General features: G+C 56.9%; 21 protein-coding genes, 1 tRNA gene and 1 pseudogene. 13 read left to right on the top strand and 10 right to left on the bottom strand.

Annotated elements, in window-relative coordinates; genetic code table 11:
• The first annotated feature begins 92 nt into the window (after positions 1-92).
• The 6 genes from SIC14_RS11980 (at position 93) to SIC14_RS12005 (ending at position 6,596) form a co-directional block, all read left to right on the top strand.
• The gene (locus tag SIC14_RS11980) at positions 93-1,307 is read left to right on the top strand and encodes a hypothetical protein (protein WP_412562155.1); all 1,215 of its coding nucleotides are present in this window, start codon (positions 93-95) and stop codon (positions 1,305-1,307) included.
• Positions 1,307-2,377 (top strand): Ig-like domain-containing protein, encoded by a 1,071-nt coding sequence (locus SIC14_RS11985; RefSeq protein WP_412562156.1) that lies wholly within the window; start codon positions 1,307-1,309, stop codon positions 2,375-2,377. The genes SIC14_RS11980 and SIC14_RS11985 overlap by 1 nt, the downstream gene beginning before the upstream one ends.
• Before the next feature lie 18 nt (positions 2,378-2,395).
• Complete coding sequence (locus SIC14_RS11990; RefSeq protein WP_412562157.1) at positions 2,396-3,391, top strand: glutathione S-transferase family protein; 996 nt, start codon at positions 2,396-2,398, stop codon at positions 3,389-3,391.
• Positions 3,388-4,917: a glutamate synthase-related protein gene (locus tag SIC14_RS11995; RefSeq protein WP_412562158.1), complete on the top strand. Its 1,530-nt coding sequence runs from the start codon at positions 3,388-3,390 to the stop codon at positions 4,915-4,917. The genes SIC14_RS11990 and SIC14_RS11995 overlap by 4 nt, the downstream gene beginning before the upstream one ends.
• A gap of 79 nt (positions 4,918-4,996) precedes the next feature.
• Positions 4,997-5,563, top strand: a complete 567-nt coding sequence (locus SIC14_RS12000; protein WP_412562159.1) for a hemerythrin domain-containing protein — start codon at positions 4,997-4,999, stop codon at positions 5,561-5,563.
• 10 nt (positions 5,564-5,573) lie between these two features.
• Positions 5,574-6,596, top strand: coding sequence for a glutathione S-transferase C-terminal domain-containing protein (locus SIC14_RS12005; protein WP_412562160.1), 1,023 nt, complete (start codon positions 5,574-5,576; stop codon positions 6,594-6,596).
• 571 nt (positions 6,597-7,167) lie between these two features.
• Here SIC14_RS12005 and SIC14_RS12010 read toward each other — a convergent pair.
• Both SIC14_RS12010 and SIC14_RS12015 read right to left on the bottom strand, forming a co-directional pair.
• Positions 7,168-8,037 (bottom strand): hypothetical protein, encoded by an 870-nt coding sequence (locus tag SIC14_RS12010; protein ID WP_412562161.1) that lies wholly within the window; start codon positions 8,035-8,037, stop codon positions 7,168-7,170.
• Positions 8,030-8,404 carry a helix-turn-helix domain-containing protein gene (locus tag SIC14_RS12015; protein ID WP_321830648.1) on the bottom strand — a complete coding sequence of 125 codons (375 nt, stop codon included), beginning with the start codon at positions 8,402-8,404 and terminating at the stop codon, positions 8,030-8,032. The genes SIC14_RS12010 and SIC14_RS12015 overlap by 8 nt, the downstream gene beginning before the upstream one ends.
• A gap of 130 nt (positions 8,405-8,534) precedes the next feature.
• On the opposite strand from SIC14_RS12015, the gene SIC14_RS12020 reads away from it, so the two are divergent.
• From SIC14_RS12020 to SIC14_RS12045, 6 genes are all read left to right on the top strand, one after another.
• The gene (locus tag SIC14_RS12020; protein WP_412562162.1) at positions 8,535-9,143 is read left to right on the top strand and encodes an NAD(P)H-dependent oxidoreductase; all 609 of its coding nucleotides are present in this window, start codon (positions 8,535-8,537) and stop codon (positions 9,141-9,143) included.
• Positions 9,130-9,846 (top strand): glutathione S-transferase family protein, encoded by a 717-nt coding sequence (locus SIC14_RS12025; RefSeq protein WP_412562163.1) that lies wholly within the window; start codon positions 9,130-9,132, stop codon positions 9,844-9,846. Before SIC14_RS12020 ends, SIC14_RS12025 begins: the two co-directional genes overlap by 14 nt.
• 3 nt (positions 9,847-9,849) lie before the next feature.
• On the top strand, positions 9,850-10,434 hold the full coding sequence (locus tag SIC14_RS12030) for a carboxymuconolactone decarboxylase family protein (RefSeq protein WP_412562164.1): 585 nt from the start codon (positions 9,850-9,852) through the stop codon (positions 10,432-10,434).
• Positions 10,435-10,490: 56 nt separating this feature from the next.
• On the top strand, positions 10,491-11,168 hold the full coding sequence (locus SIC14_RS12035; protein ID WP_412562165.1) for a low temperature requirement protein A: 678 nt from the start codon (positions 10,491-10,493) through the stop codon (positions 11,166-11,168).
• A gap of 2 nt (positions 11,169-11,170) precedes the next feature.
• Positions 11,171-11,335 (top strand): hypothetical protein, encoded by a 165-nt coding sequence (locus tag SIC14_RS12040; RefSeq protein ID WP_412562166.1) that lies wholly within the window; start codon positions 11,171-11,173, stop codon positions 11,333-11,335.
• A gap of 53 nt (positions 11,336-11,388) precedes the next feature.
• Positions 11,389-12,515 (top strand): IS3 family transposase gene (locus SIC14_RS12045; protein WP_412562167.1). Its coding sequence is split into 2 segments (ribosomal slippage): positions 11,389-11,653 and positions 11,653-12,515, totalling 1,128 coding nucleotides; the frame shifts between segments, so codons are not numbered across the junction.
• Positions 12,516-12,665: 150 nt separating this feature from the next.
• Here the strand turns inward: SIC14_RS12045 and SIC14_RS12050 are convergent.
• From SIC14_RS12050 to SIC14_RS12060, 3 genes are all read right to left on the bottom strand, one after another.
• On the bottom strand, positions 12,666-13,646 hold the full coding sequence (locus SIC14_RS12050) for an HNH endonuclease (RefSeq protein WP_412562168.1): 981 nt from the start codon (positions 13,644-13,646) through the stop codon (positions 12,666-12,668).
• On the bottom strand, positions 13,612-14,709 hold the full coding sequence (locus SIC14_RS12055; protein ID WP_412562169.1) for a DNA cytosine methyltransferase: 1,098 nt from the start codon (positions 14,707-14,709) through the stop codon (positions 13,612-13,614). The genes SIC14_RS12050 and SIC14_RS12055 overlap by 35 nt, the downstream gene beginning before the upstream one ends.
• Positions 14,710-14,976: 267 nt before the next feature.
• Positions 14,977-15,051, bottom strand: a tRNA-Phe gene (locus SIC14_RS12060).
• Positions 15,052-15,298: 247 nt separating this feature from the next.
• Between SIC14_RS12060 and SIC14_RS12065 the strand changes: the two genes are divergently transcribed.
• Positions 15,299-15,811: an acyloxyacyl hydrolase gene (locus SIC14_RS12065; RefSeq protein ID WP_412562170.1), complete on the top strand. Its 513-nt coding sequence runs from the start codon at positions 15,299-15,301 to the stop codon at positions 15,809-15,811.
• A gap of 31 nt (positions 15,812-15,842) precedes the next feature.
• On the opposite strand, the gene SIC14_RS12070 is transcribed toward SIC14_RS12065, so the two are convergent.
• From SIC14_RS12070 to SIC14_RS12090, 5 genes and pseudogenes are all read right to left on the bottom strand, one after another.
• Complete coding sequence (locus SIC14_RS12070) at positions 15,843-16,241, bottom strand: GFA family protein (RefSeq protein ID WP_412562171.1); 399 nt, start codon at positions 16,239-16,241, stop codon at positions 15,843-15,845.
• Positions 16,242-16,265: 24 nt separating this feature from the next.
• Positions 16,266-17,195: a homocysteine S-methyltransferase family protein gene (locus SIC14_RS12075; RefSeq protein WP_412562172.1), complete on the bottom strand. Its 930-nt coding sequence runs from the start codon at positions 17,193-17,195 to the stop codon at positions 16,266-16,268.
• Between the two features lie 145 nt (positions 17,196-17,340).
• On the bottom strand, positions 17,341-18,414 hold the full coding sequence (locus SIC14_RS12080) for a BMP family ABC transporter substrate-binding protein (protein ID WP_412562173.1): 1,074 nt from the start codon (positions 18,412-18,414) through the stop codon (positions 17,341-17,343).
• 208 nt (positions 18,415-18,622) lie between these two features.
• Positions 18,623-19,544, bottom strand: a pseudogene (locus SIC14_RS12085) (ABC transporter permease).
• Positions 19,544-20,626, bottom strand: a complete 1,083-nt coding sequence (locus tag SIC14_RS12090) for an ABC transporter permease (protein ID WP_412562174.1) — start codon at positions 20,624-20,626, stop codon at positions 19,544-19,546. The pseudogene SIC14_RS12085 and the gene SIC14_RS12090 overlap by 1 nt, the downstream one beginning before the upstream one ends.
• Positions 20,627-20,668 lie beyond the last annotated feature (42 nt).

Here is a 20,668-nt window from a genome sequence, read left to right on the forward strand (position 1 = left end):
ACCTTAAAGGGCACATTTTTCTGACTACACAGATTTTCCGCAACCCTTAGCTTGCAGCGTGTCTTAACACAAATCCGGAGAACCTCATGAGAATGACCAAATCTATTTTGACCGCAAGCGCTTTGGCGTTGGTCGCGGCGAATGCAGTTCAAGCGCAATCTCTGTCTTCGGCAGGCGCGCTGGCTTTCGATGACGCTGACACCCTTTTTGTGGGCGATGCCAAAGCGGGGCTCGTCCATGCCTTTGATCTTGGTGACGCGCTTGCAGACCAATCCGGTTATCAGCTTGGCCGCGCTCAGACCTTCGAAGGACGCACAATCTTCAACAATCTCGATGTTGAGATTGCAGCTATCTTGGGCGTTGAGCCAGAGCAGGTCGTGATCAACGACATGGTGGTTCACAAGCCCAGCAAGCAGATTTTCCTGTCAGTGCATCGTGGGCATGGACCGGATGCAGAGGCCGTAATCGTGTCGGTCAACAACGGCGCGCTTGAGCTGGTCGATCTGGCAACAGCCGATCATTCGTCCATGTCTGTTGGACCAGTGCCAACCTCTGCCACACTTGAATTCGGGCAACCACTCAATACGCTGGCCATCACGGACATCGATTACTACCAAGGTGAATTACTGGTGGCGGGTGTCTCGAACGAAGAGTTCAGTTCCAAGCTGCGGCGGATGCCATTCCCGTTCACCGACGAGATCAGCACATCCTCCATCGAGATCTGGCACGCCGTTCACGCACAATATGAGACCCGTGCGCCTATCATCGCGCAAACGGTGGCTGAGTTGGATGGTGTTGCGACCTTGATCGCGATCTACGCCTGTACGCCTATCGTGAAGATCCCGTTGTCCGAATTGACGGATGGTGCAGAAGTTAAAGGGACAATGATCGGCGAGATTGGCTTTGGCAACACGCCACTGGACATCGTGCCCTACGTAAACGCGTGGGATGGCACCAGCAATGTTGTGGTGACCAATACCAACCGTTCTGCCGCGTCACTGAGCCTTGCGGGCCTCGCTGCGGCTGAGGCAATGCCTGAGGGTGAAGGTGTTCAGCCTGTCTTCTCTGTTGCGGGTGTAGATCAGTTTCCGTTGCCGATGAGCGGGACGATGCATCTGGACACGTTGGATGAGACCTATGCCGTGGTTGTGCGCACCAGCCCCGAGGACCCGCGCAACATTCAGCTCCATACGGTCGCAATGCCGTTCTTCTTTGACCGTGCGGATCACATCGTCGAGATGAATTTTGAGAGCTTTACCGCGGACCCGTTCGGCCACAAAGCCGCAGGGCCGGTGGAATACAACTAATGTTTGCGTCGCAAACCTGGATGCGGCGGGCTTTGCTCGCCGCACTCATCGCGGTGCCTTTGCCCGTTTTGGCGGAACTTGCTGCTCGCTTTGATCCAGTGTCGGGAGCCGTCGTGGTGACAGGCCTTGAGGGTGCAAGTCGTGCAGCATTGCTGGCAAATCCTGAGCTGCTTCGCTTGCAAGTCGCGAGCATAAAAAGCACGCGCGGCATGCCAATAACCCTTCAGGATCAGGGTACGACCCTCGTCATTGAACCGCGTTTCGATCTGAGGCCGGGAACCGTTTACATGCTTGACCTGAATGGCACAGCCTTGGAAATCGTGCCCCCTATTGTAGAGGCAACGGTCCCGCGTTTGGTTGGTTTCGCCCCGTCACAGGCGGTTATTCCGGCCAATACGTTGCGGCTCTACCTTCATTTCTCAGAACCGATGGCGCGCGGGCAACTCCGTGAAGCTGTTGTTCTGATTGGCCATGATGGCACTGAGGTGCCAAGCCCTTTCCTCAACCTTGAAGTGGAACTTTGGGACCCTACCCAAACCCGCGCAACGCTGCTGCTCGATCCCGGGCGGATCAAGCAAGGCGTGGGGCCAAATACGCAAGGTGGCGCACCATTGATGACGGGCGAGGCCTATCGGCTTGTCGTCTCTGAAGCGATGCAAAGCGCTGCGGGTGCCCCACTTGGGCAAGAGGCCTCAGTGGCCTTTCGGGTCGGTGACGCGGAACGGAGCGCGATCGTACCTGATGATTGGCAAATCCTTCCACCACCAGTGGGCAGCCACGCACCGGTGACGGTTGCCTTTGATCGGATCATCGATAGCGGAGCCGTCTTGCGGTTGCTCACCGTGGAAGATCCGCAAGGGGCCCCCGTTCGCGGTCAAATCGAAACGGATGGCGGCGCGTGGAGCTTGATCCCCAACCAACCGTGGCAGGACGGAACTTACCGGGTGATTGTCGATCCAGAACTCGAAGACGTTTCGGGCAACTCAATCAGCGCCGCTTTTGATGCCGCCGTGGGCACCATCGGAACCAACCATGCTCCGGTCACTCTCACTTTCAATATTACGCAATAGACACGCAGGAGGCATATCATGGGATTGCTGCAGAACGGCCAATGGGTCGACAAATGGTACGACACAAAATCAACGGATGGGCGCTATGTGCGCAAGCCCTCCGCCTTTCGCAACTGGGTCACCGCTGATGGCAGCGCAGGACCTTCGGGTGTGAGTGGGTTCAAGGCAGAAGCCGGCCGTTATCATCTATATGTCTCTCTCGCCTGTCCGTGGGCGCATCGGACGTTGATTTTCCGGGCGCTGAAGGGCCTTGAAGACATGATCGATATCTCGATTGTGCATTGGTTCATGGGGCCAGATGGCTGGACCTTTGCACCCGGCGATGGATCAACGCCTGACCCAATTAACAAAGCCAAATTTCTACACCAGGTCTACACGGCCGCAAAACCTGATTTCACGGGACGGGTGACTGTCCCGGTCTTGTGGGACAAAGAGCAGAACACCATCGTTTCAAACGAGTCCGCCGATATTATCCGTATGTTCAATACGGCTTTTGACAGTGTTGGCGCGGCGGCAGGTGACTATTACCCTGCGGCAGAACGCCAAGAGATCGACGCGCTGAACGCCCAAATCTACGACACGGTCAATAACGGGGTCTACAAGGCCGGTTTTGCGACGACGCAAGCCGCCTATGAAGATGCGTTTGATCCGTTGTTTGAGACGCTCGACTGGCTAGAGGACCGTTTGTCCGCAAGGCGCTACCTGATGGGGGATCACCTAACCGAGGCGGATTGGCGCTTGTTCACGACGTTGCTGCGGTTTGATCCGGTCTATGTCGGTCACTTCAAATGCAATCTCCGTCGCATCGCCGACTATCCGAACCTCTCGGGATATGTCCGCGATCTGTATCAGCATCCAGGCGTCGCTACGACTGTCGACATCGACTATATCAAAAAGCACTATTACGGCAGCCATGAGACGGTGAACCCAACCCGCGTGGTCCCCAAAGGACCGGTTGTCGATTTTGCCGCCCCCCATAACCGCGCCTCATTGAACAAGGAAAATACAGCATGACCCAATCTGTTCCTATCATAGCCGCCAAGGCCCCTGCAAAAGTCGACTTGGAAGCAGGCAAAGACTATTTCTGGTGCCAGTGCGGGCGATCAAAGAGCCAACCGTTTTGTGACGGGTCCCACGCCGGGACCGGGATTGAGCCGCTGAAATTCACGGCCGACAAGGATGGCGCTGCGGCTTTGTGTCAATGTAAATCCAGCGCCAATGCGCCGTTTTGTGATGGGTCGCACACTCGTCTTGGCGAGGCGGCAGTTGGGGATGTCGCCCCTGCGCCAAAGTCCGATATGCCTCAAGCCACACCAACCCCCGAAGAACCCACCGTTGCGCGTATCCATGCGCTCGCCAAAGACGGATTGTCGAAGTTAGGCCACCACGGCGAAATGGGTGCCATGGGTGTGCCGCGCAAGGACTTGCCCCATTGGGACGACATTCAGGTGTTGCCTGCTCAGATGGCACGCAAACCCCTTCTGGATGATGCTCAAGTGGCGACATCAGTCATCATCGGCCCGCGTGCAGCCAAACCTTTGCAGCTCGATATCCCGCTTTTCGTCTCGGACATGAGCTATGGCGCGCTGTCCGAGGAGGCCAAGACCGCATTGTCTCGCGGAGCGCAGATGGCGGGAACGGGTATTTGCTCAGGCGAAGGCGGGATGCTGCCCGAAGAGCAGGCCGAGAACAGCCGCTATTTCTATGAGCTTGCGTCCGCTGGTTTCGGGTGGTCGCTCGATCACGTCGAAAAGGTCCAGGCCTTTCATTTCAAGGGAGGCCAAGGGGCCAAGACCGGCACAGGCGGGCATTTGCCCGGCGATAAGGTGCAGGGCAAGATTGCTGAAGTACGGGGGTTGGAACCGGGGCAGTCTGCGATCTCGCCAGCGACCTTTCCGGACCTGCACACGCCGGCCGACTTCAAACGCATCGCGGATCAGGTGCGTGAACGCTCTGGCGGCATTCCAATTGGGTTCAAATTGTCTGCGAACCACATCGAGGACGACATCGACTTCGCGTTAGAGTCCAGCGCGGACTACATCATCCTGGATGGACGCGGCGGGGGCACAGGAGCGGCCCCGCTGATTTTCCGCGACCATATCTCGGTGCCGACGATCCCTGCCTTGGCGCGGGCACGCAAGCATCTGGATGCGCGAACGGGCCGCGAGGTAACATTGGTGATCACCGGCGGGCTACGCGTCGCCGAAGACTTCGCCAAGGCGATGGCCCTGGGCGCGGATGCAGTCGCCGTGAGCAACTCTCCTATGCAAGCGGTCGGCTGTATCGCGGCGCGGATGTGCAATTCCAACAACTGCCCTGTCGGTGTAGCCACGCAGAAACCTGAACTGCGCAAACGGCTGGATGTGCAGATCGGCGCGGAACGCTTATCGCGTTATTTTGGGGCAAGTGTGGAACTGATGCAGGTGCTGGCGCGGGCCTGCGGCCACGACAGCCTGTCAGGCTTCACCGAACGCGACATCACTTCGTGGAAACGCGAGGTCGCAGAGCTGAGCGGTATTCGCTTCGCTGGCGTGTCCTAGACGCATACCCGCCCTGCCAAAGTCCCATCTGGTGCATGCCTAACAGCACCCCCAGTTGGGATGGGAAAGGAGAAATAAAATGCTTGATACATATACCATTCGCCAAGACGAGATGCCCCAAGAAATGCGGTTTCTCTTGGACCAGTACCCGCGCGATGCGTGGGACGCGCACCCTGGTTTCAAAGAGAAAACCCGTCATTGGCTTGGCGCGCATCAGATGTTTCGCCGGGTCTCTGAAAGGGTGCGGCTGGATGCAGAGTCGCTGTTGAACAAAGATATGGCACTCGACGATTATGCTCGGCGGTTATCCTACTATGGCGGTAATCTGGTCGGGAACTTGCATGGCCATCATGGCTGGGAAGATCACAGCTACTTTCCAGAATTGTCTGCCGCCGACCCGCGTTTTGATGCGGGGCTAGAGGTGTTGGAAAAGGATCATGCCGATCTGGATCGGGTGCTGGATGACTTCACTCGGCAAGCCAACCGCGTCATCAAACTGGCGCATCTGGACGAGACGCAGGCGCGTGAAGAGGCGGCCAGTGTGCATCGGACCAGCGCGGTGATTGAAGCCTTTTTGAGCCGCCATCTTGGGGATGAGGAAGAACTGGCCGTGCCCATCATCTTGCATCACCGGCTAAGAGGGTAAAGGGTTTCCCATGACCAAAAACACCGCGACTGAAGAAGACCAATCCAAAGCCAAGGAACGCCGCGCGCGAGGCGAGTTCGTGCGCGGCGTCAGTGGCTTTCGCAACGCAATCGGCGATCCGGACTTCCCGCCAGAGCCGGGGCGGTATCACCTGTTCGTAGCGTTGAATTGCCCATGGTGCCACCGCGTGACCTTGGCCCGTGCCGTGCTTGGGTTGAAGAACAGCATAACGATGGACGTGGCGTTCCCTAACCGCACGGACGAAGCTGATCCTGTTGGCCCGAACCTATGGGAATTTGCCCCAAAACGGATTGCATCGTTGACCGGTGCCCCTTTGCCGGAATGTACGATAGAAACCGGGACTGGCGAAGGATTGCGCCTGGCCAAGGAGGTTTATCAGCGCGAAGGTTCTGATGAGCAATCGGTCCCGATCCTTTACGACAAGATAGCAAGGCGCATCGTCAACAATGAAAGCGCCGAGATCATCCGGATGCTGGACCGACATGCCGGCGCCCTTGGTGGGGCGCCGAATCGTCCGACCCTCGTGCCTCATGATCCTGCTTTACTAAGTGATGTGAATGCCTTGAATGAGCGGATCTACGTGACGATCAACAACGGCGCTTACAAGGCAGGGTTTTCATCGGATCAAGCTGTCTATGAACAGGCTTATGAGGCTTATTTTGAATCGCTCGCCTTCCTTGAAGTGTTGCTGTCGGATGGTCGCGCCTTCCTGACAGGTGAGGCTTTTTCCGAGGTCGACCTGCGGCTCTTCCCTACACTCTACCGGCACGATCCAGTGTATTATGTGCGCATGAAGCTGAATGGCGCGCGGATGCTGGATTATCCGAATCTGTGGCGCTGGTTGTGCCGGGTATACGAGCTAGATGGCGTTGCGGCTGCGGGGTCCTTGATTCATTGTCGTCAAGGCTACTTTGGACGATCATGGAATGGCGTCGTACCTTTGGGGCCGCAATTACCGATGCGCTACCCGGAAGCGTATCGGCATCCAGACCTGGGTCTCATCAGTACCTAAGCTGAAGCGCCATAAATCGATCTCAGGAGCAACATGCAAACACAAAAGCAGTCATTGGAGCATCTGCAGCGAATTGGCGCTTTGTCCCGCAATGTAGACCTTGGTGAGAACTGCAGCGAATGACGGCCCTCCGCCCAAAAGATCACGTCTGCTTGCGGCCCAGAGCGGACTTTTGCGGATAAGGCATCAAACGGCAGCTTGGAACCGAATTCGGAAGCCCAAGGTTCTCGCTGCAAGCGCTCGTATCATTTCCTTCGCTGCGATGGCGAAGTTCCTCATGATGCAGAGCGGCGGAATCAGCGGTAGTTCTTGCGTCCGCAACTTGCGACATTCGAAATGCGGGACAACTCAGTCTTTCACTCGACCGCGCCAGGTTCACACTTGTCCTCAACCAGCCATCAGCCCAGGCAACCAAAAGCAGCGGTGTTGTCCGTCATTGCCGGATTTCGTTTTGGCAGCGAATTTGTGGTGTGGGCGTATTGACGTCTTGCGGGACGAAGCAAGCAGGGTCGCATTATTCCATTGAAAGATGCCGATGCAATCGGCTCGACGTTTGAGGCAATCCAGCGGATTAACGTTGCAATTGGCTTCGAAAAAACGCCACGTTCACCGCCAGACCCGGCAAAAGCCACTGGAACAACCTCACCACTGATAGGATCTCTTCCAACGATGCATCGGATGTGGCTGCGTCACGCAGAGCGTCAGGGGTTATTCCAGACGCATTCGGCAGCGAGACTGCAAGGTCGATGGCCGCTTGATGGACACACTCCACTCTGGTGGCATACCCGGCCTCGGACAATCGATGTTTAAGATCGCTCCAGGCCAAGGTGAAATAGCTGGGCCAGCGTGCAAAGGCGCGATAGTCGGTGTTGACGAAAGGCAGCCCGAGCACCTCGCGGAGTTCACCGTAGAGGGCCGCCAGATCGCCTGAGGCGTGATGCGGTTCCATCAGAGGCGGCTTGGGCATGGCTGGAGTTGGGGACGTAGCGCGGCCAAGATCTCCAGCGCCTTGCCATGCGTTTCCTTCCAGCAGCAGCCGCGCCAGCGTCGCCATCAGGACGTAAGGCATGTTACCGGCGGAAAAGGCTTCGTTGCAGGCGCGGATGTCGTCGATCTCCTGCACGCCATAGCCCTGCGAAATGAGCCGCGACACCAAGGGCGCAGGCTCCATGGCTTCTGCCTCCCGCTCGGCGACATCACGCATGGACTGGCAGGCCTGTCTAAACACCTTGGTTCCCGTGATTGGCTCCATGGCCGACCACAGGGTGTCATAGAACCGGGGGTAATGCGCGAAGGCCATGGCAACCACGCCCATCCATGGGACGCCGAGGCCCTTCTTGGTGCGCTCGTAAACCGCCGCGCGCGCGCCGCTGACGGCGAATTCCGGGACTGGATGGATCACGGGAATAGGGTCGGGCTTCAGCCGGGGGAGTTCAGCCATCGGCGTGGATTTCCTGCGGTAAACCTTCGCTCCATTTACGAAGCTCGTTGAGGAAGCCCAGCGCACTGCGCCCGAACTCGGTGATCTCGTAGTGAACGGACACCGGGGCTGTATCCATGACTTCGCGCCGGACCAGCCCCTGCGTTTCCAGTTGGCGCAGACGTTCGGTGATCATCTTCTTGGATGCGCCACCAACCATCCGAGCCAGATCGTTGAACCTGACCGGACCGTCCTTGAGGTGCCACAGGATCGACCCGGTCCATTTTCCGCCGATGATCCTCATGCCCTTTTCGATCGCGCAAGGTTCAAAACAGGCCTCATAGACCTGCCGCCTGCCCTGGGGGTCGTCTTCGACTCTTGCACGCATGTGGTGCCCTCACTTCTAATCTTAAGGTTACCAAAAGTATACTGGTTGATTTCAGTTCCTTGCGATCGCAATTTCCCCTCGAACGGGCCGCGAGTCAAGTGGGGCCCGCCGAAACACAAAGGAACCGACCATGAGCAACATCCTGATTCTGAACGGAGCACAACCCTATGAATTCGCACCCGGCACGCTGAACGCCACACTGGTGGACCGCGCCCGCGCCTTCCTGGAGGCGCAGGGGCACATCGTGCGTTTGACCACCGTGGCCGAAGGCTACGACGCCAATGCCGAAGTCGACAGCCACATCTGGGCCGACACGGTAATCATGCAATTCCCAATCAACTGGATGGGCGCGCCGTGGTCGTTCAAGAAATACATGGACGAGGTCTACACCGTCGGTATGGACGGTCGACTGACCAACGGCGACGGTCGCACCCCAGAGGCACCCAAGGAAAACTATGGCATGGGCGGCACGCTGACCGGCACCAAATACATGCTTTCAGTCACTTTCAACGCCCCGCGCGAGGCTTTCGACGATCCATCAGAGCCCTTCTTCCAAGGTGGTAGCGTCGACGATCTTCTACGCCCTCTGCACCTGAACGCTCAATTCTTTGACATGACGCCGTTGCCGACGTTTGCCGCTTTCGACGTGATGAAGAATCCGGAAATCGAGGCTGACTTCGCTCGCTTCGATGCCCATCTGGGTGCCGTCTTCTCGGAGGCCGAACATGCCGCGGCCTGATATCGTTCTCTACACCGCGAACACGATGAACGGGTGGAAGCCGCTCATCTTCCTGCACGAGGCCGAGATCGACTACGAGCTGGTCAATGTCGACTTCTCGAAGAAGGAACAGCACGCTCCCGACTACGTGAAGATGAACCCGAACGGCAAGATCCCGACGATCTGGGATCGGGCCGAAGGGCGCGCGATCTTTGAAAGCGGGGCAATCCTGTGGCACCTGGCCGAAAAATATGGGCGGTTCCTGTCCTCCGACCCGGTGGAGCGGTCCGAGACGCTGCAATGGCTGTTCTTTCAGGTCGGCCATATAGGTCCGATCATGGGGCAGGCGATGTATTTTCAGCGCATCGCCAAGCCCAATGGCGATGAGGTGCCTTATGCCATCGACCGCTACGTGGCCGAAAGCCGCCGCTTGCTGGAAGTGCTGGATACGCGGCTTAAGGGTCGCGACTGGCTGGTCGGCAGCGAGATGTCGATTGCCGATATCGCCACCTATCCTTGGGCGCGCAGCTATTTCTGGGCGACCGTGGATATCGAAGGCTTGCCCAACCTTCAGGCTTGGTTCGCCCGGCTCGATGCGATGCCGAGAGTGCAGGAGGCTCTGCAATTGCCCGAGCCACGTCCTTCGGCCTTCGGCAAGGGTGATATTGATGCGGCGGCCAAGGCGAATGCCGCTCGTTTTTCTTCCGATGTGAACAAGGATTGAGACATGCTCGATACAGACGCTAATGTCACCGCCTTTACCTATCACACCAAGGACACCGCTCCCGAAGATTCGAAACTTCTGATTGATCGGACCGTGGCCGAATTTGGCGGTCTGATCAGCCTGCACGCTCTGTTTGCCGAAAGCCCGGTGACTTACGAGACCTATCAAAAAGCGTTCGACCTGTTCCTCAAGCACAGCTCGTTCACGTTGCTCGAGGCGCAGGTGGTCTTCATGACTTCGAACTTCATCAATCGCTGCCATTACTGCATGGCCGGGCACACGATGATGATGAAACGGGCCAAGATGCCCGATGACGTCATCGACGATCTGCGCGAAGGCCGAACGCTGGCCGACCCCAAGCTGGCGGCTTTGCAAAGCTTTGCCCGAGAGTTGCTTGAGAAGCGCGGCCATATCGGCGACGACCGCCTGCAGGCGTTTCTGGATGCGGGCTATGACCGCAAGGCGGCGCTGGACGTGCTGACGGGACTGGCTGCCAAGCTGATCTCGAACTTCACCAATGCACTGGCCCACACGCGACTGGATCGCGGCATGGAAAAATACGCCTGGGTGCATCCCGACGATCGTTGATCTCTTTTACCCCGCCCCGGTTGGGGCGGGCCATCCAATAGCAGAAAGACCCCGACATGGCCCTGAATGATCATCCGATGTGGCGGAAACCACAGCATCACCACGATCTTGAGAACACTCATGACCACGTCCACTGGGTCGAGTTGTTCTATGATCTGATCCATGTGGTGACGATCTTCCTTTTGGGGAACTACCTGTCGGATCATCTGGACCTGCAAGGGTTTTTGACCTTTGCCGGTGTTTTCATTGCCCTTTGGTATGCCTGGGGTGAGCTAAGCATCTTCAACTCCATCTATGTCAGCACCGATTTCTGGCACCGGATCATCATGTCACTGATGATCTGTACCGTTATGTTCATGGCCGCCGCGATCCCGGCCATCGATGGCAAAGGCTGGACGTTCTTTGCACTGGGCTTCGCGGCCAATCGCCTGTTGATGGCCGCCCTGTATTTCCGAGCGCGTCGCACCAACGCCGCGAGCAAATCGTTCTGCAACGAACACATTCGCAATTTTCTGATCTTAGCCGCGATTTTCGCGGCAACGGCATTCTTGCCCAAACCCCTGGCCTACTGGGTTTTTGCGGCGGCCATGGTGACCACCCAATTGGTCTACATGATTCCACGGATCAGCGTACTGCGGTTTGATCGTTTTGCCCCGCGCCTTGGACACATGTCCGAGCGGTTTGCGTTGTTGACGCTGATCGTTCTGGGAGAGGGTTTTTCAAGCTGGTCGTAACCTTGTCCGAGAAAGGTATATACAAGGTCACGCCCGACGTGCTGGTCAATTTCGTGATCGGCGGCGTGTCGATGTTCGTGATGTGCTGGATCTATTTCGACTTTGTCGGCAATGCCAAACCCAAGGACAACAAGCCCGCAACCATTGTCATCTGGTGGCTGGCATGATCCTCCCCCACTGAATTGGTCCACCCGTATAGTTAGTAAACGGAGGATCAAATATGGGAATCAAACGACACAAGCCGGAAGAGATTGTCACGAAGTTGCGGCAGGTTGAGGTGTTGTGCGGTCAGGGAATGCCGCGCATTGATGCAATCAGGCAGGTTCAGATAACGGAACAGACATTCTATCGCTGGCGTAAGCAATACGGCGGAATGGGAACTGACCAACTGAAGGAACTAAAGAGGCTTCAGAAAGAGAATGATCGGCTGCGTCGAGCCGTGTCGGACCTTACGCTGGACAAACTCATACTTTCGGAAGCTGCACGGGGAAACTACTAAGCCCTTCGCGCCGTCGTGCCTGTATCGATCATGTTTGCAGCCAGTTCAGGGTATCAGAGCGGCGAGCCTGTCGTGTCCTGGGACAGCACCGATCCACACAACGGCGTTTGCCGGTTGGCCGTGCTGACGAAGAGCGTCTAGTGGCTGATATGATCGAACTGGCCCGCCAGTATGGTCGGTATGGCTACCGCCGGATCGCAGCATTGCTCAGAGACGCCGGATGGCTTGTGAATGACAAGCGTGTCGAACGTTTGTGGCGGCGTGAAGGGCTCAAAGTGCCAATGAAACAGCCGAAGAAAGGGGGGCTCTGGCTCAACGATGGCTCGTGTGTTCGTTTGCGACCGGAGTACCGCAACCATGTGTGGTCGTATGACTTCGTGCATCATCGAACCGATGACGGGAAAGCGTTCCGAACGCTCAATATCTTGGATGAACACAGCCGGGAATGCCTAGCGATCAAGGTGAAGCGCAAGCTCAACTCGACAGAGGTTATCGATGCGCTGACGGACTTGTTTATCTTGCGCGGCGTTCCTGCCTTCATACGGTCGGACAACGGCCCGGAGTTCATTGCTCAGGCCGTCCGCAATTGGATTGCAGCGGTCGGCGCTAAGACCGCCTACATTGAGCCGGGATCACCTTGGGAGAACGGATACTGCGAAAGCTTCAACGCAAGGCTTCGGGATGAACTACTTAACGGAGAGGTCTTCTTCTCGCTAAGGGAGGCGCAAATCCTGATCGAAGAATGGAGAAAACACTACAACACGAAACGACCACACAGTGCCTTGGGCTACCGCCCACCGGCCCCAGAAACCATCGTCTTGATGGAACCCAGGCCAATAATGCACTAACATTCAAATTGGACCACTTGGGTGGGGCTGATCAGACGTTGTTCCCACCCCTCACAACACCCCACTGTACTGTTAGACATGAACTTTTGGCGGCCGACGGCACTTCGACCTACTAGGTTGAGAAAATGGAACCGCCGCGCAACCATGCTGCTAATAGAACTTGTGGTTTTTGTCCCTATGCACAGCATCGTGATGCACGTTGCAAAGGGTTACTAAGTTTTCAGCATCATTTGAGCCGCCTTGATGGTGGTGCTGTTTGTGATGCAACTCCAGAAAATGCCTCGGATCGCCCGGCTTGGCGTCCTCAACACGCCATCCACACCCTTTGAATTGACAACAAAAGTTGTCCCTTTCCAACACCGCAACCCTCACATCATCTTTGATCTTCCTGTCATGGGGCTCCGCTTGAAGATCATTCTGAAGAATGTAAACGCCCACTGGCAAATCGGGCCTACCGGTTTGTCGGGTTGCTATCGACCAACCCTCCTCGGTCCTCAACTCTCGCACACGTCGCGCCCATTCATTTCGGTCTTTGGCTAGGTAACGGAGCTCTTCGCCTGAGATTTGCTTACCTACATTGGCAAGAAAATACTCTTCGAGTTTGGTTTTAACAGCCGCGTTTTTCTTCCGTATTTGGTTGAGAAGCCGCCAGCGGTAAGCAGCATCACGGTCCTGCTCGGACGAGACCAGTACATACTGGGATGGCTTCAACTGGGTCGGGTCCACACCTAGACTGTTTGTCAGCGAGTTCAGCGTTGCGGGATCATCTTGCGACATCTGCTCAAATGTGACGCCGGAACAAATTTTCCAACCGAACTCAACACGCAGCTCTCGTACCCGCCGCGCCCACTCACTTATACCGGAGACGACCATCAACTCATCTCCGTCCAAGACGTTGCCTTGGTACTTTTGAAAATACTTCAAAATGCGAGCGCGAGCAGCGTTTTCATCTACGTCGGGCAGTAACGAAATGCCTAATTTTCTTAGGCCGTAAAAGGACGGGATCAAAGCTAGAACACGCTGCCGAACATCCTCTTCCTTTTCGAGAACGGAAGAAAAATCGGCAAGCAGTGTTTGGAGATCTTGGAGGTTTGCTTCAGGCAGCCCGGCTACTTTGGTTTTCTTCGGCATTAGTACTTTTTTCTCGACTGTTAAAAGCAACCAAAACCGCTCTAGCTATCGCGCGAGCCAGATCAGGTGGAACGGCGTTGCCAATCTGCTTTGCAATTTCAATCTTTGACCCTCGAAACTCGAAAGTGTCTTCAAACCCCATCAATCGAGCAGCTTCACGATGAGTAATTGGACGATGCTCGATTGGGTGCAAGTACCGCCCCTTTTCTGGTTTGAAAAATTCCGTCCTAATAGTTACCGAAGGCCGATCCCACCATAAGCGTCCAAAAAGATCAGTCCCCCCAGACTTTTTCCTAATCCAACAAGCGGGGGTAAGGTGCTCCGCATTTCTTTGAAGATCAAAACGATTACCGCCTTCGGGCACATGCCGATAACGCATTTGACTAAGCTTAGTAGGATTTCGACCAAAATGTAGTCCGAGAACAGGGTCGTCTCCAATTTCCGTTCCTATCGGAGCGGGAGGCAAATCTGCAATTGCGTCATGCACGGTCCGCCAAGGTGGCAAGCTGCTCTCTTCCTTTGGCGACGCATGACTTGGTTTCGGCAAGGACAATCCCTCAACAAACATTGAGGTGTTCCAGCCTAAGACAAAAGTTCTTCTTCGGACCTGAGGAGCTCCATAATCTGCTGCATTCAGGACGCCGACAACAGTTTGGAAACCAATCCGCTCAGCTTGTGCTTTGATGTCATCCAATTCAGGAGACTTGGCGAGCTGGGCAACATTCTCCATCACAAATGCTATTGCTCCGGATTTTTGGACCGTCTCCAGAAACGGCTCCCATAATGCGCGACGTTCATCCCCGGTGCGCTTTTTGTTCAGGAGACTGAAGCCTTGGCAAGGGGGGCCACCGATGACCAGATCGGCCTCTGGGACATCCCCCTTTACCCATTTCTCGATGTCGGCAACGATCCCATGTCCACCAAAGTTCTCGTTATATGTCGCAATAGCCGCTTCGTTGTTATCCAACGCAAAAACAGGCTTAAACGCATCATCACCAACCTCAATGAACCCCTGCGTCAATCCACCTGCTCCAGAGAAAAGATCAATGATCCGATAGCTCACTTTCTTTTTCCTGCTCTCTCAAACGCCGCTTCAGTTAACTCTAGCCACCGGGCCCACTAGAGGCAACCGGTCTGACTTGTAAGATTACAAATACCAATAGATGAATTCATGCATGTGTTCGCGAATTGAGGCCCATTGTATGTTCGCTCAGTTGAAAACTGATTGACGCCATTAGACCACGTGAATGCAAGTGGTGGATTGAATGGCGGATACGGGAAGCATGCAATCCATTACGTTATTGATATTTAAGGAAAATTTCTAAGTAAATGGTGCCCGGGGGCGGAATCGAACCACCGACACGAGGATTTTCAATCCACTGCTCTACCCCTGAGCTACCCGGGCCTGGGTGAACGTCTCCGTTCGGGTGGGGGCGTTCTATGCGAGGGGGCGGGGGGTGTCCAGAGGGTTTTGTGAATTTTTTGCGCCTTTGTTCAGTTTTTTTTCAAGCCCCTGTTTCGAGGGCCAAATTGTCTTTGAATGGGTGGCGAATTGGTCGCAATGAGCGGGGTTTAGGGGGCGCCTAATTGACGTTGGGATGACAGAAAGGCCGCGTTGCTCTAGGAGGGAGGAAACCAACGGAGCCTGCCCGATGAACGGAACCTTTGCTGTCCTTTTTGCCATTGTCGGTTTGACCGATATGAAGATGAATTACTGTGATGAAGGCTGCCTCGCGCGATCACCTGAACAGGCGCGGCTGTCTGTCGGGGGGGGCGGCGTTCAGTTTCAACAGGACTGGATCGGCGAAGAAGCTTATGTGCGCTACGACATGGATCACAAGATGGGGCCATTCCAGAACAGCATTGGGCTGTCGGTAACTGACACCGGCGATGCTTGGCTGGGCTTTGGTCAGCTGTGGACCAAGGAGTTTAACAGCGGGGCCTATATCCAGTTGCACGCCATGCCGGGGATTTATGTGCAGGGGGATGGGCCCGATCTGGGCTTTCCAATTGAGTTTCGTTCGGGTGTTGAGCTGGGGTACACCTTCCGTTCAGGGTGGCGTATGGGGGTGTCCTATGACCACAGATCCAATGCAGATCTGAACGGCAAAGTTAATCCCGGTATGGAAACCTTGCAATTCCGGGTTAGCTTGCCGCTGAACTGATCTGGCAACCTGCGCTACTTGGGGCCAGCAGTCACGACCGTTTCCTTGGGTGCTGGGTGGCGCCTTGGATAGCGGTGAGCCAGGGGGCGCGGCGAACACACCACAATTCATAGCTGGGCGTCCAGGGGCTGTTGTGATCCAGGACGCCTAGGTGCACCTCGACCTCCTCGTCGCTGACGGCATAGACGCTGGAGCCGCAGGTGGGGCAGAAATGCCGGCCGCGAAAGCTGTTCGTTTCGCCGGTGATGGTCACCTGATTGGAGGCAAAAACTGCTGCAGCAAAGAACAGCGCGCCGTGGTGTTTTCGGCAATCGCGGCAATGACAGATACCGACCCTTTTGGGGCTGCCTGATGTTTCCAGTTTAACAGCGCCGCAAAGGCAGCCCCCGGTTGTGGCTGTGTCTGAAAGCTGTTTGGGGGCCTGTGTCATGGGGGCTATGTTCCGAATGCGGATCTAAACGCGCTTTGTCATTTCATGAAGGTGCCGCATGTCGGTGCCGCAGCAGCCGCCAAGGACGGTGATTTGGGGGTGCTCATGATGCAGCGCCATCATCAGCCGGGCAAACTCCACCGGGTCCCCGGCGTCCAATTCTTCCGAGGCCTCCAGCTCAGCGTGGCTACAACGTGAGGCATTGGCCACCACGCCGTGAAGCCGCTGCACCCAAGGGGCGTGATCCAGAACATTGGAGGAATGGCTGGGGTGGGCGCAATTGACCATGAAGTAGCAAGCTGCACGGTCAGTGGCCTGGTCGACCTCTTCTATGGCGTCCTGCAATGGTTGGCCGCTGGGCAGCCTGCCATCCGTTTCGACGGTGAAGGAGATTACGGTGGGAAGCGCAGTGTCGGCCGAGGCGTTCAGAATGCCAATTGCCTCAGCAGCATGGGAGAGGGTGTAGGCGGTGATGAGATCGGCTTCGGTTGTTGCAAAGCTTTGGATCTGGGCACCGTGGTAGTTTTCGGCCTCTGCAGCGGACATTTGCGCGGCGGGGGCATAGCTGTCGTGGCGCGGGCCAATATTGGCGCTGAGTAGGATCGTGGGGGCTTCTTGGCGGCGCCAGTGTTTGCGCCGGATGTCGGCCAGCAGGTCGAGGGCCTGTAGATTGCGCTGATGCAGCACGGTTTCTGAACAGTGGATGTCACGGCCGCGATCGCGATTGGCGGCCCAGGTCGGTGCCTCCAGAATGCAGCCGATACCAGCGGCCCGTGCCAGCACGATCTGACTGTCGTAATAGGGGCGCAACCAATCCTGACCTTCGCGGCTGGCCAACAACGGGTGGGTGGCGAAACCAGGCAGGTCCACGCCTTTATTGTAGATCAGATCGGTTTCCATGCCCGTATAGGTTAGGAAAACGCCATTGTCGGGATTGGGCAGCATTTGGATCATCGAAAGGCTCCAAGTGGGTCGCCTGGATCACTATAGGGCAGGGGGTGCCATTTTCCTAATCCACCGTCCGCAAGGCGCTGCATGTAGGGGCAAAGAAAAAGCCCCGCCGGAGCGGGGCTTCTGAGAATTGGAACTGCCGCAAAGCTTAGTTCGGGATTTCGGCGTCGATGCCTTCAACGTAGAAGTTCATGCCTGCCAGAGTGCCGTCATCGGCGGTTTCGCCAGCGGCCAGCCAAGGGGTGCCGTCCTGCTTGTTCAGCGGGCCGGTGAAGGCGTGGTACTTGCCGGTGGCCAGCTCGAACTTCATCGCTTCGGCTTCGGCTTTTACGTCGGCCGGTACTTTGTCGGTGATCTCACCGATGCCCACCATGCCAGCGCCAATGCCGTCCCAGGTCGAAACCGATTCCCAGGTGCCTTCCATGACCGCTTGGGTGCGCTCGATGTAGTACGGCGCCCAGTTGTCGATGATCGAGGACACACGCGGGCCGTCTTTGTATTCGGCCATGTCAGATGCCTGACCAAAGCCGATGACGTTGCCAGCTTCCGACGCGGCGGCCAGAGGCGCGGTGGAGTCGGTGTGCTGCAGGATCACGTCTGCGCCCTGTTCGATCAATGCCTTCGCAGCGTCGGCTTCTTTGGCCGGATCAAACCAAGTGTAGGCCCAGATAATTTTGAATTCGACGTCCGGGTTCACCTTCTTGGCGTGGATATAGGCCGAGTTGATGCCACGAATAACTTCGGGGATCGGGAAGGAGGCGATGTAGCCCACAACGTTGCTCTCGGTCATTTTGCCAGCGATATGGCCCTGAACAGCACGGCCTTCGTAGAAACGTGCCGAGTAAACCGAAACGTTGTCAGCGGTTTTGTAACCGGTGGCGTGCTCGAACTTCACGTTGGGGAATTTCTTCGCCACGTTGATGGTCTGGTCCATGTAGCCAAACGAGGTGGTGAAGATCAGGTCCGCGCCTTCCAGCGCCATCTGGGTCATCACACGTTCGGCATCGGGGCCTTCTGGGACGCTTTCGACATAAACGGTTTCAACCTTGTCGCCAAACGCCTCAACCACGGCTTTACGGCCCTGATCATGCTCATAGGTCCAGCCACCATCGCCAACGGGGCCGACGTAGACGAAACCAACCTTGGTTTTGTCTGCGGCGAAACCGGCGGAGGCCAGGCCCATTGCCAGGGCTGCGCTTGCAAGCAGGGTTCTTCTTTTCATCTTCGCTCTCCTTGTTGAAGTCATTGTCAGTCGGGTTTGCCCTTCTTTTGCAACGGCTTGCCCTATGTTGCGAGTCTTTTGCTCATTCTTTTAGCATTTTACCAGAGTTGCGTCTGGTCGATCTGATCTGCATTCGGGTCAATTTGAATGTTTGATCAAATATTAGGCACTCCCGGCCGAACCCAGCGGGATCCGGCCGGGGGTTGGATCAGTTGCCCGCGTGGAACGGCTTGCCCAGAGAGGCAGGCGCGCCCGAACGGTCGCCGGACATGATGACCAGCACCACGATGGTGATGACATAAGGCGACATCGCCAGCAGCTCGACTGGAATGGCCACACCCGCCGCCTGCAGGTTCAGCTGCAACACGTTGATGCCGCCAAACAGGCAGGCCCCCAGCAGCACGCGCCAGGGTTTCCAGCTGGCGAAAACCACCAGCGCCAGCGCGATCCAGCCGATGCCGGCGGTCATGCCCTCGGTCCACTGCGGCACCCGGATCAGGCTGATATAGGCCCCGCCCATACCGGCACAGGCGCCGCCAAACAGGATCGCCAGAACCCGAATGCGCACCACCTTATAGCCAAGCGCATGGGCGGCATCGTGGCTTTCGCCCACCGCACGCAGGATCAGGCCCGCGCGGGTGAATTTCAGCACCGCCCAGACGCCGAGCGTCAGGAAAAAGGCGAGGTAGACGATGAAGTCCTGGGTGAACAGGATCGGCCCGATGAACGGGATATCCGACAGCAGCGGGATATCGAACCGGGGGAAGCTGGGCGGCTTAATGCCCTGGTAGCCCTGACCGATCAGCGCCGACAGGCCCAGGCCAAACAGGGTCAGCGCCAGACCCGACGCCACTTGGTTCGCCAGCGTGTACTGGGTCAGCACCGCAAAGAGGAAGCTCAGCGCCCCCCCCCCCAATGGCCGCTGCAAAGAGACCCAGAACAGGGGAGCCGGTGTTCACCGCGATCGCAAAGCCGCAGATCGCGCCGGTGATCATCATGCCTTCCACGCCGAGGTTCAAAACCCCGGCCTTTTCCACCACCAGCTCGCCAATGGCGGCCAACAGCAGAGGCGTTGCCGCCACAATCAGAGAGGCCAGCAGCAGGACCGGATTAATCGAAGAAAAGTCCATCACGCCACCTCACGCTTTGCCAGACGGATGCGGAAGTTGGTCAGAACGTCCACGGTCAAAAGGAAGAACAACAGCATGCCCTGGAACAGCTGGATCGCTGCGGCAGGCAGGCCAAGTTTCGACTGTGCAATTTCGCCGCCGATATAGGTCAACGCCATCAGCGCTCCGGCCAGCAGGATGCCAACAGGATGCAGGCGGCCCAAGAAGGCCACGATGATGGCGGTGAAACCATAACCAACGTTGAAGTCGATGCTGATCTGACCGGCAGGGCCGGACACTTCAAAGAGACCCGCAACACCGGCCAATGCGCCAGAGGCCCCCAGACAGATCAGGATCAGACGGGTCGGGTTCACCCCGGCAAACTTGGCTGCACGGGGGGCTTCGCCGGTCAGGCGGATGTGGAAACCCAGCATGTGACGGTTCAGCAGCACATAGGCAAAGATCACCGCAATCAGCGCGGTCACAACGCCCCAGTGCATCCCGGTGTTGGCAATCAGGTCGCCGTTGTAGGCCGACGCATAGTCACGCAGGTTCCGTGAGCCGGGGAAGCCCATGCCCTCGGGGTTGCGCAGCAGCCCCAGCGAGACCGAGGCCAACAGCTGCTCGGCCACATAGACCAGCATCAGAGACACGAGGATCTCATTGGTACCAAAACGCACCTTCAGCAAGGCTGGGATCATTGCCCAGAACCAACCACCCAGGGCGCCCGCAATGACCATCAAAGGGAAAATGATGAAACTTTCCATCGGGTAGAAGGCCAGGCCAACACCGGCGCCGACAATCGCGCCCATGATGTACTGTCCTTCGGCACCGATGTTCCAGATGCCGGCCCGAAAACCAAGGCTGAGGCCAATGGCGATCAGCACCAGCGGAGCGCCTTTCACCAGCAACTGTGGCCGATAATAGAAGGCAAACTCTGAAAACAGTGGTTCCCAGAAGATGGTCTTGATCGCCACTAACGGGTCTTTGCCCAGCCAGGCAAAGAGCGCGCCGCCCACAATCATCGTCAGTGCCACCGCCAACAGCGGGGTCAGGTAGGTCCAGGCCTTAGACGGCTGGGGACGTTTCTCCAGCTTGATCACGCCGCGCCCTCCTTTTCAATGTTCTTCAAATTCTCAATGCGG

The sequence above is a fragment of the Thalassobius sp. MITS945101 genome, assembly GCF_047123305.1.
Taxonomy (GTDB): Bacteria; Pseudomonadota; Alphaproteobacteria; order Rhodobacterales; family Rhodobacteraceae; genus Thalassobius.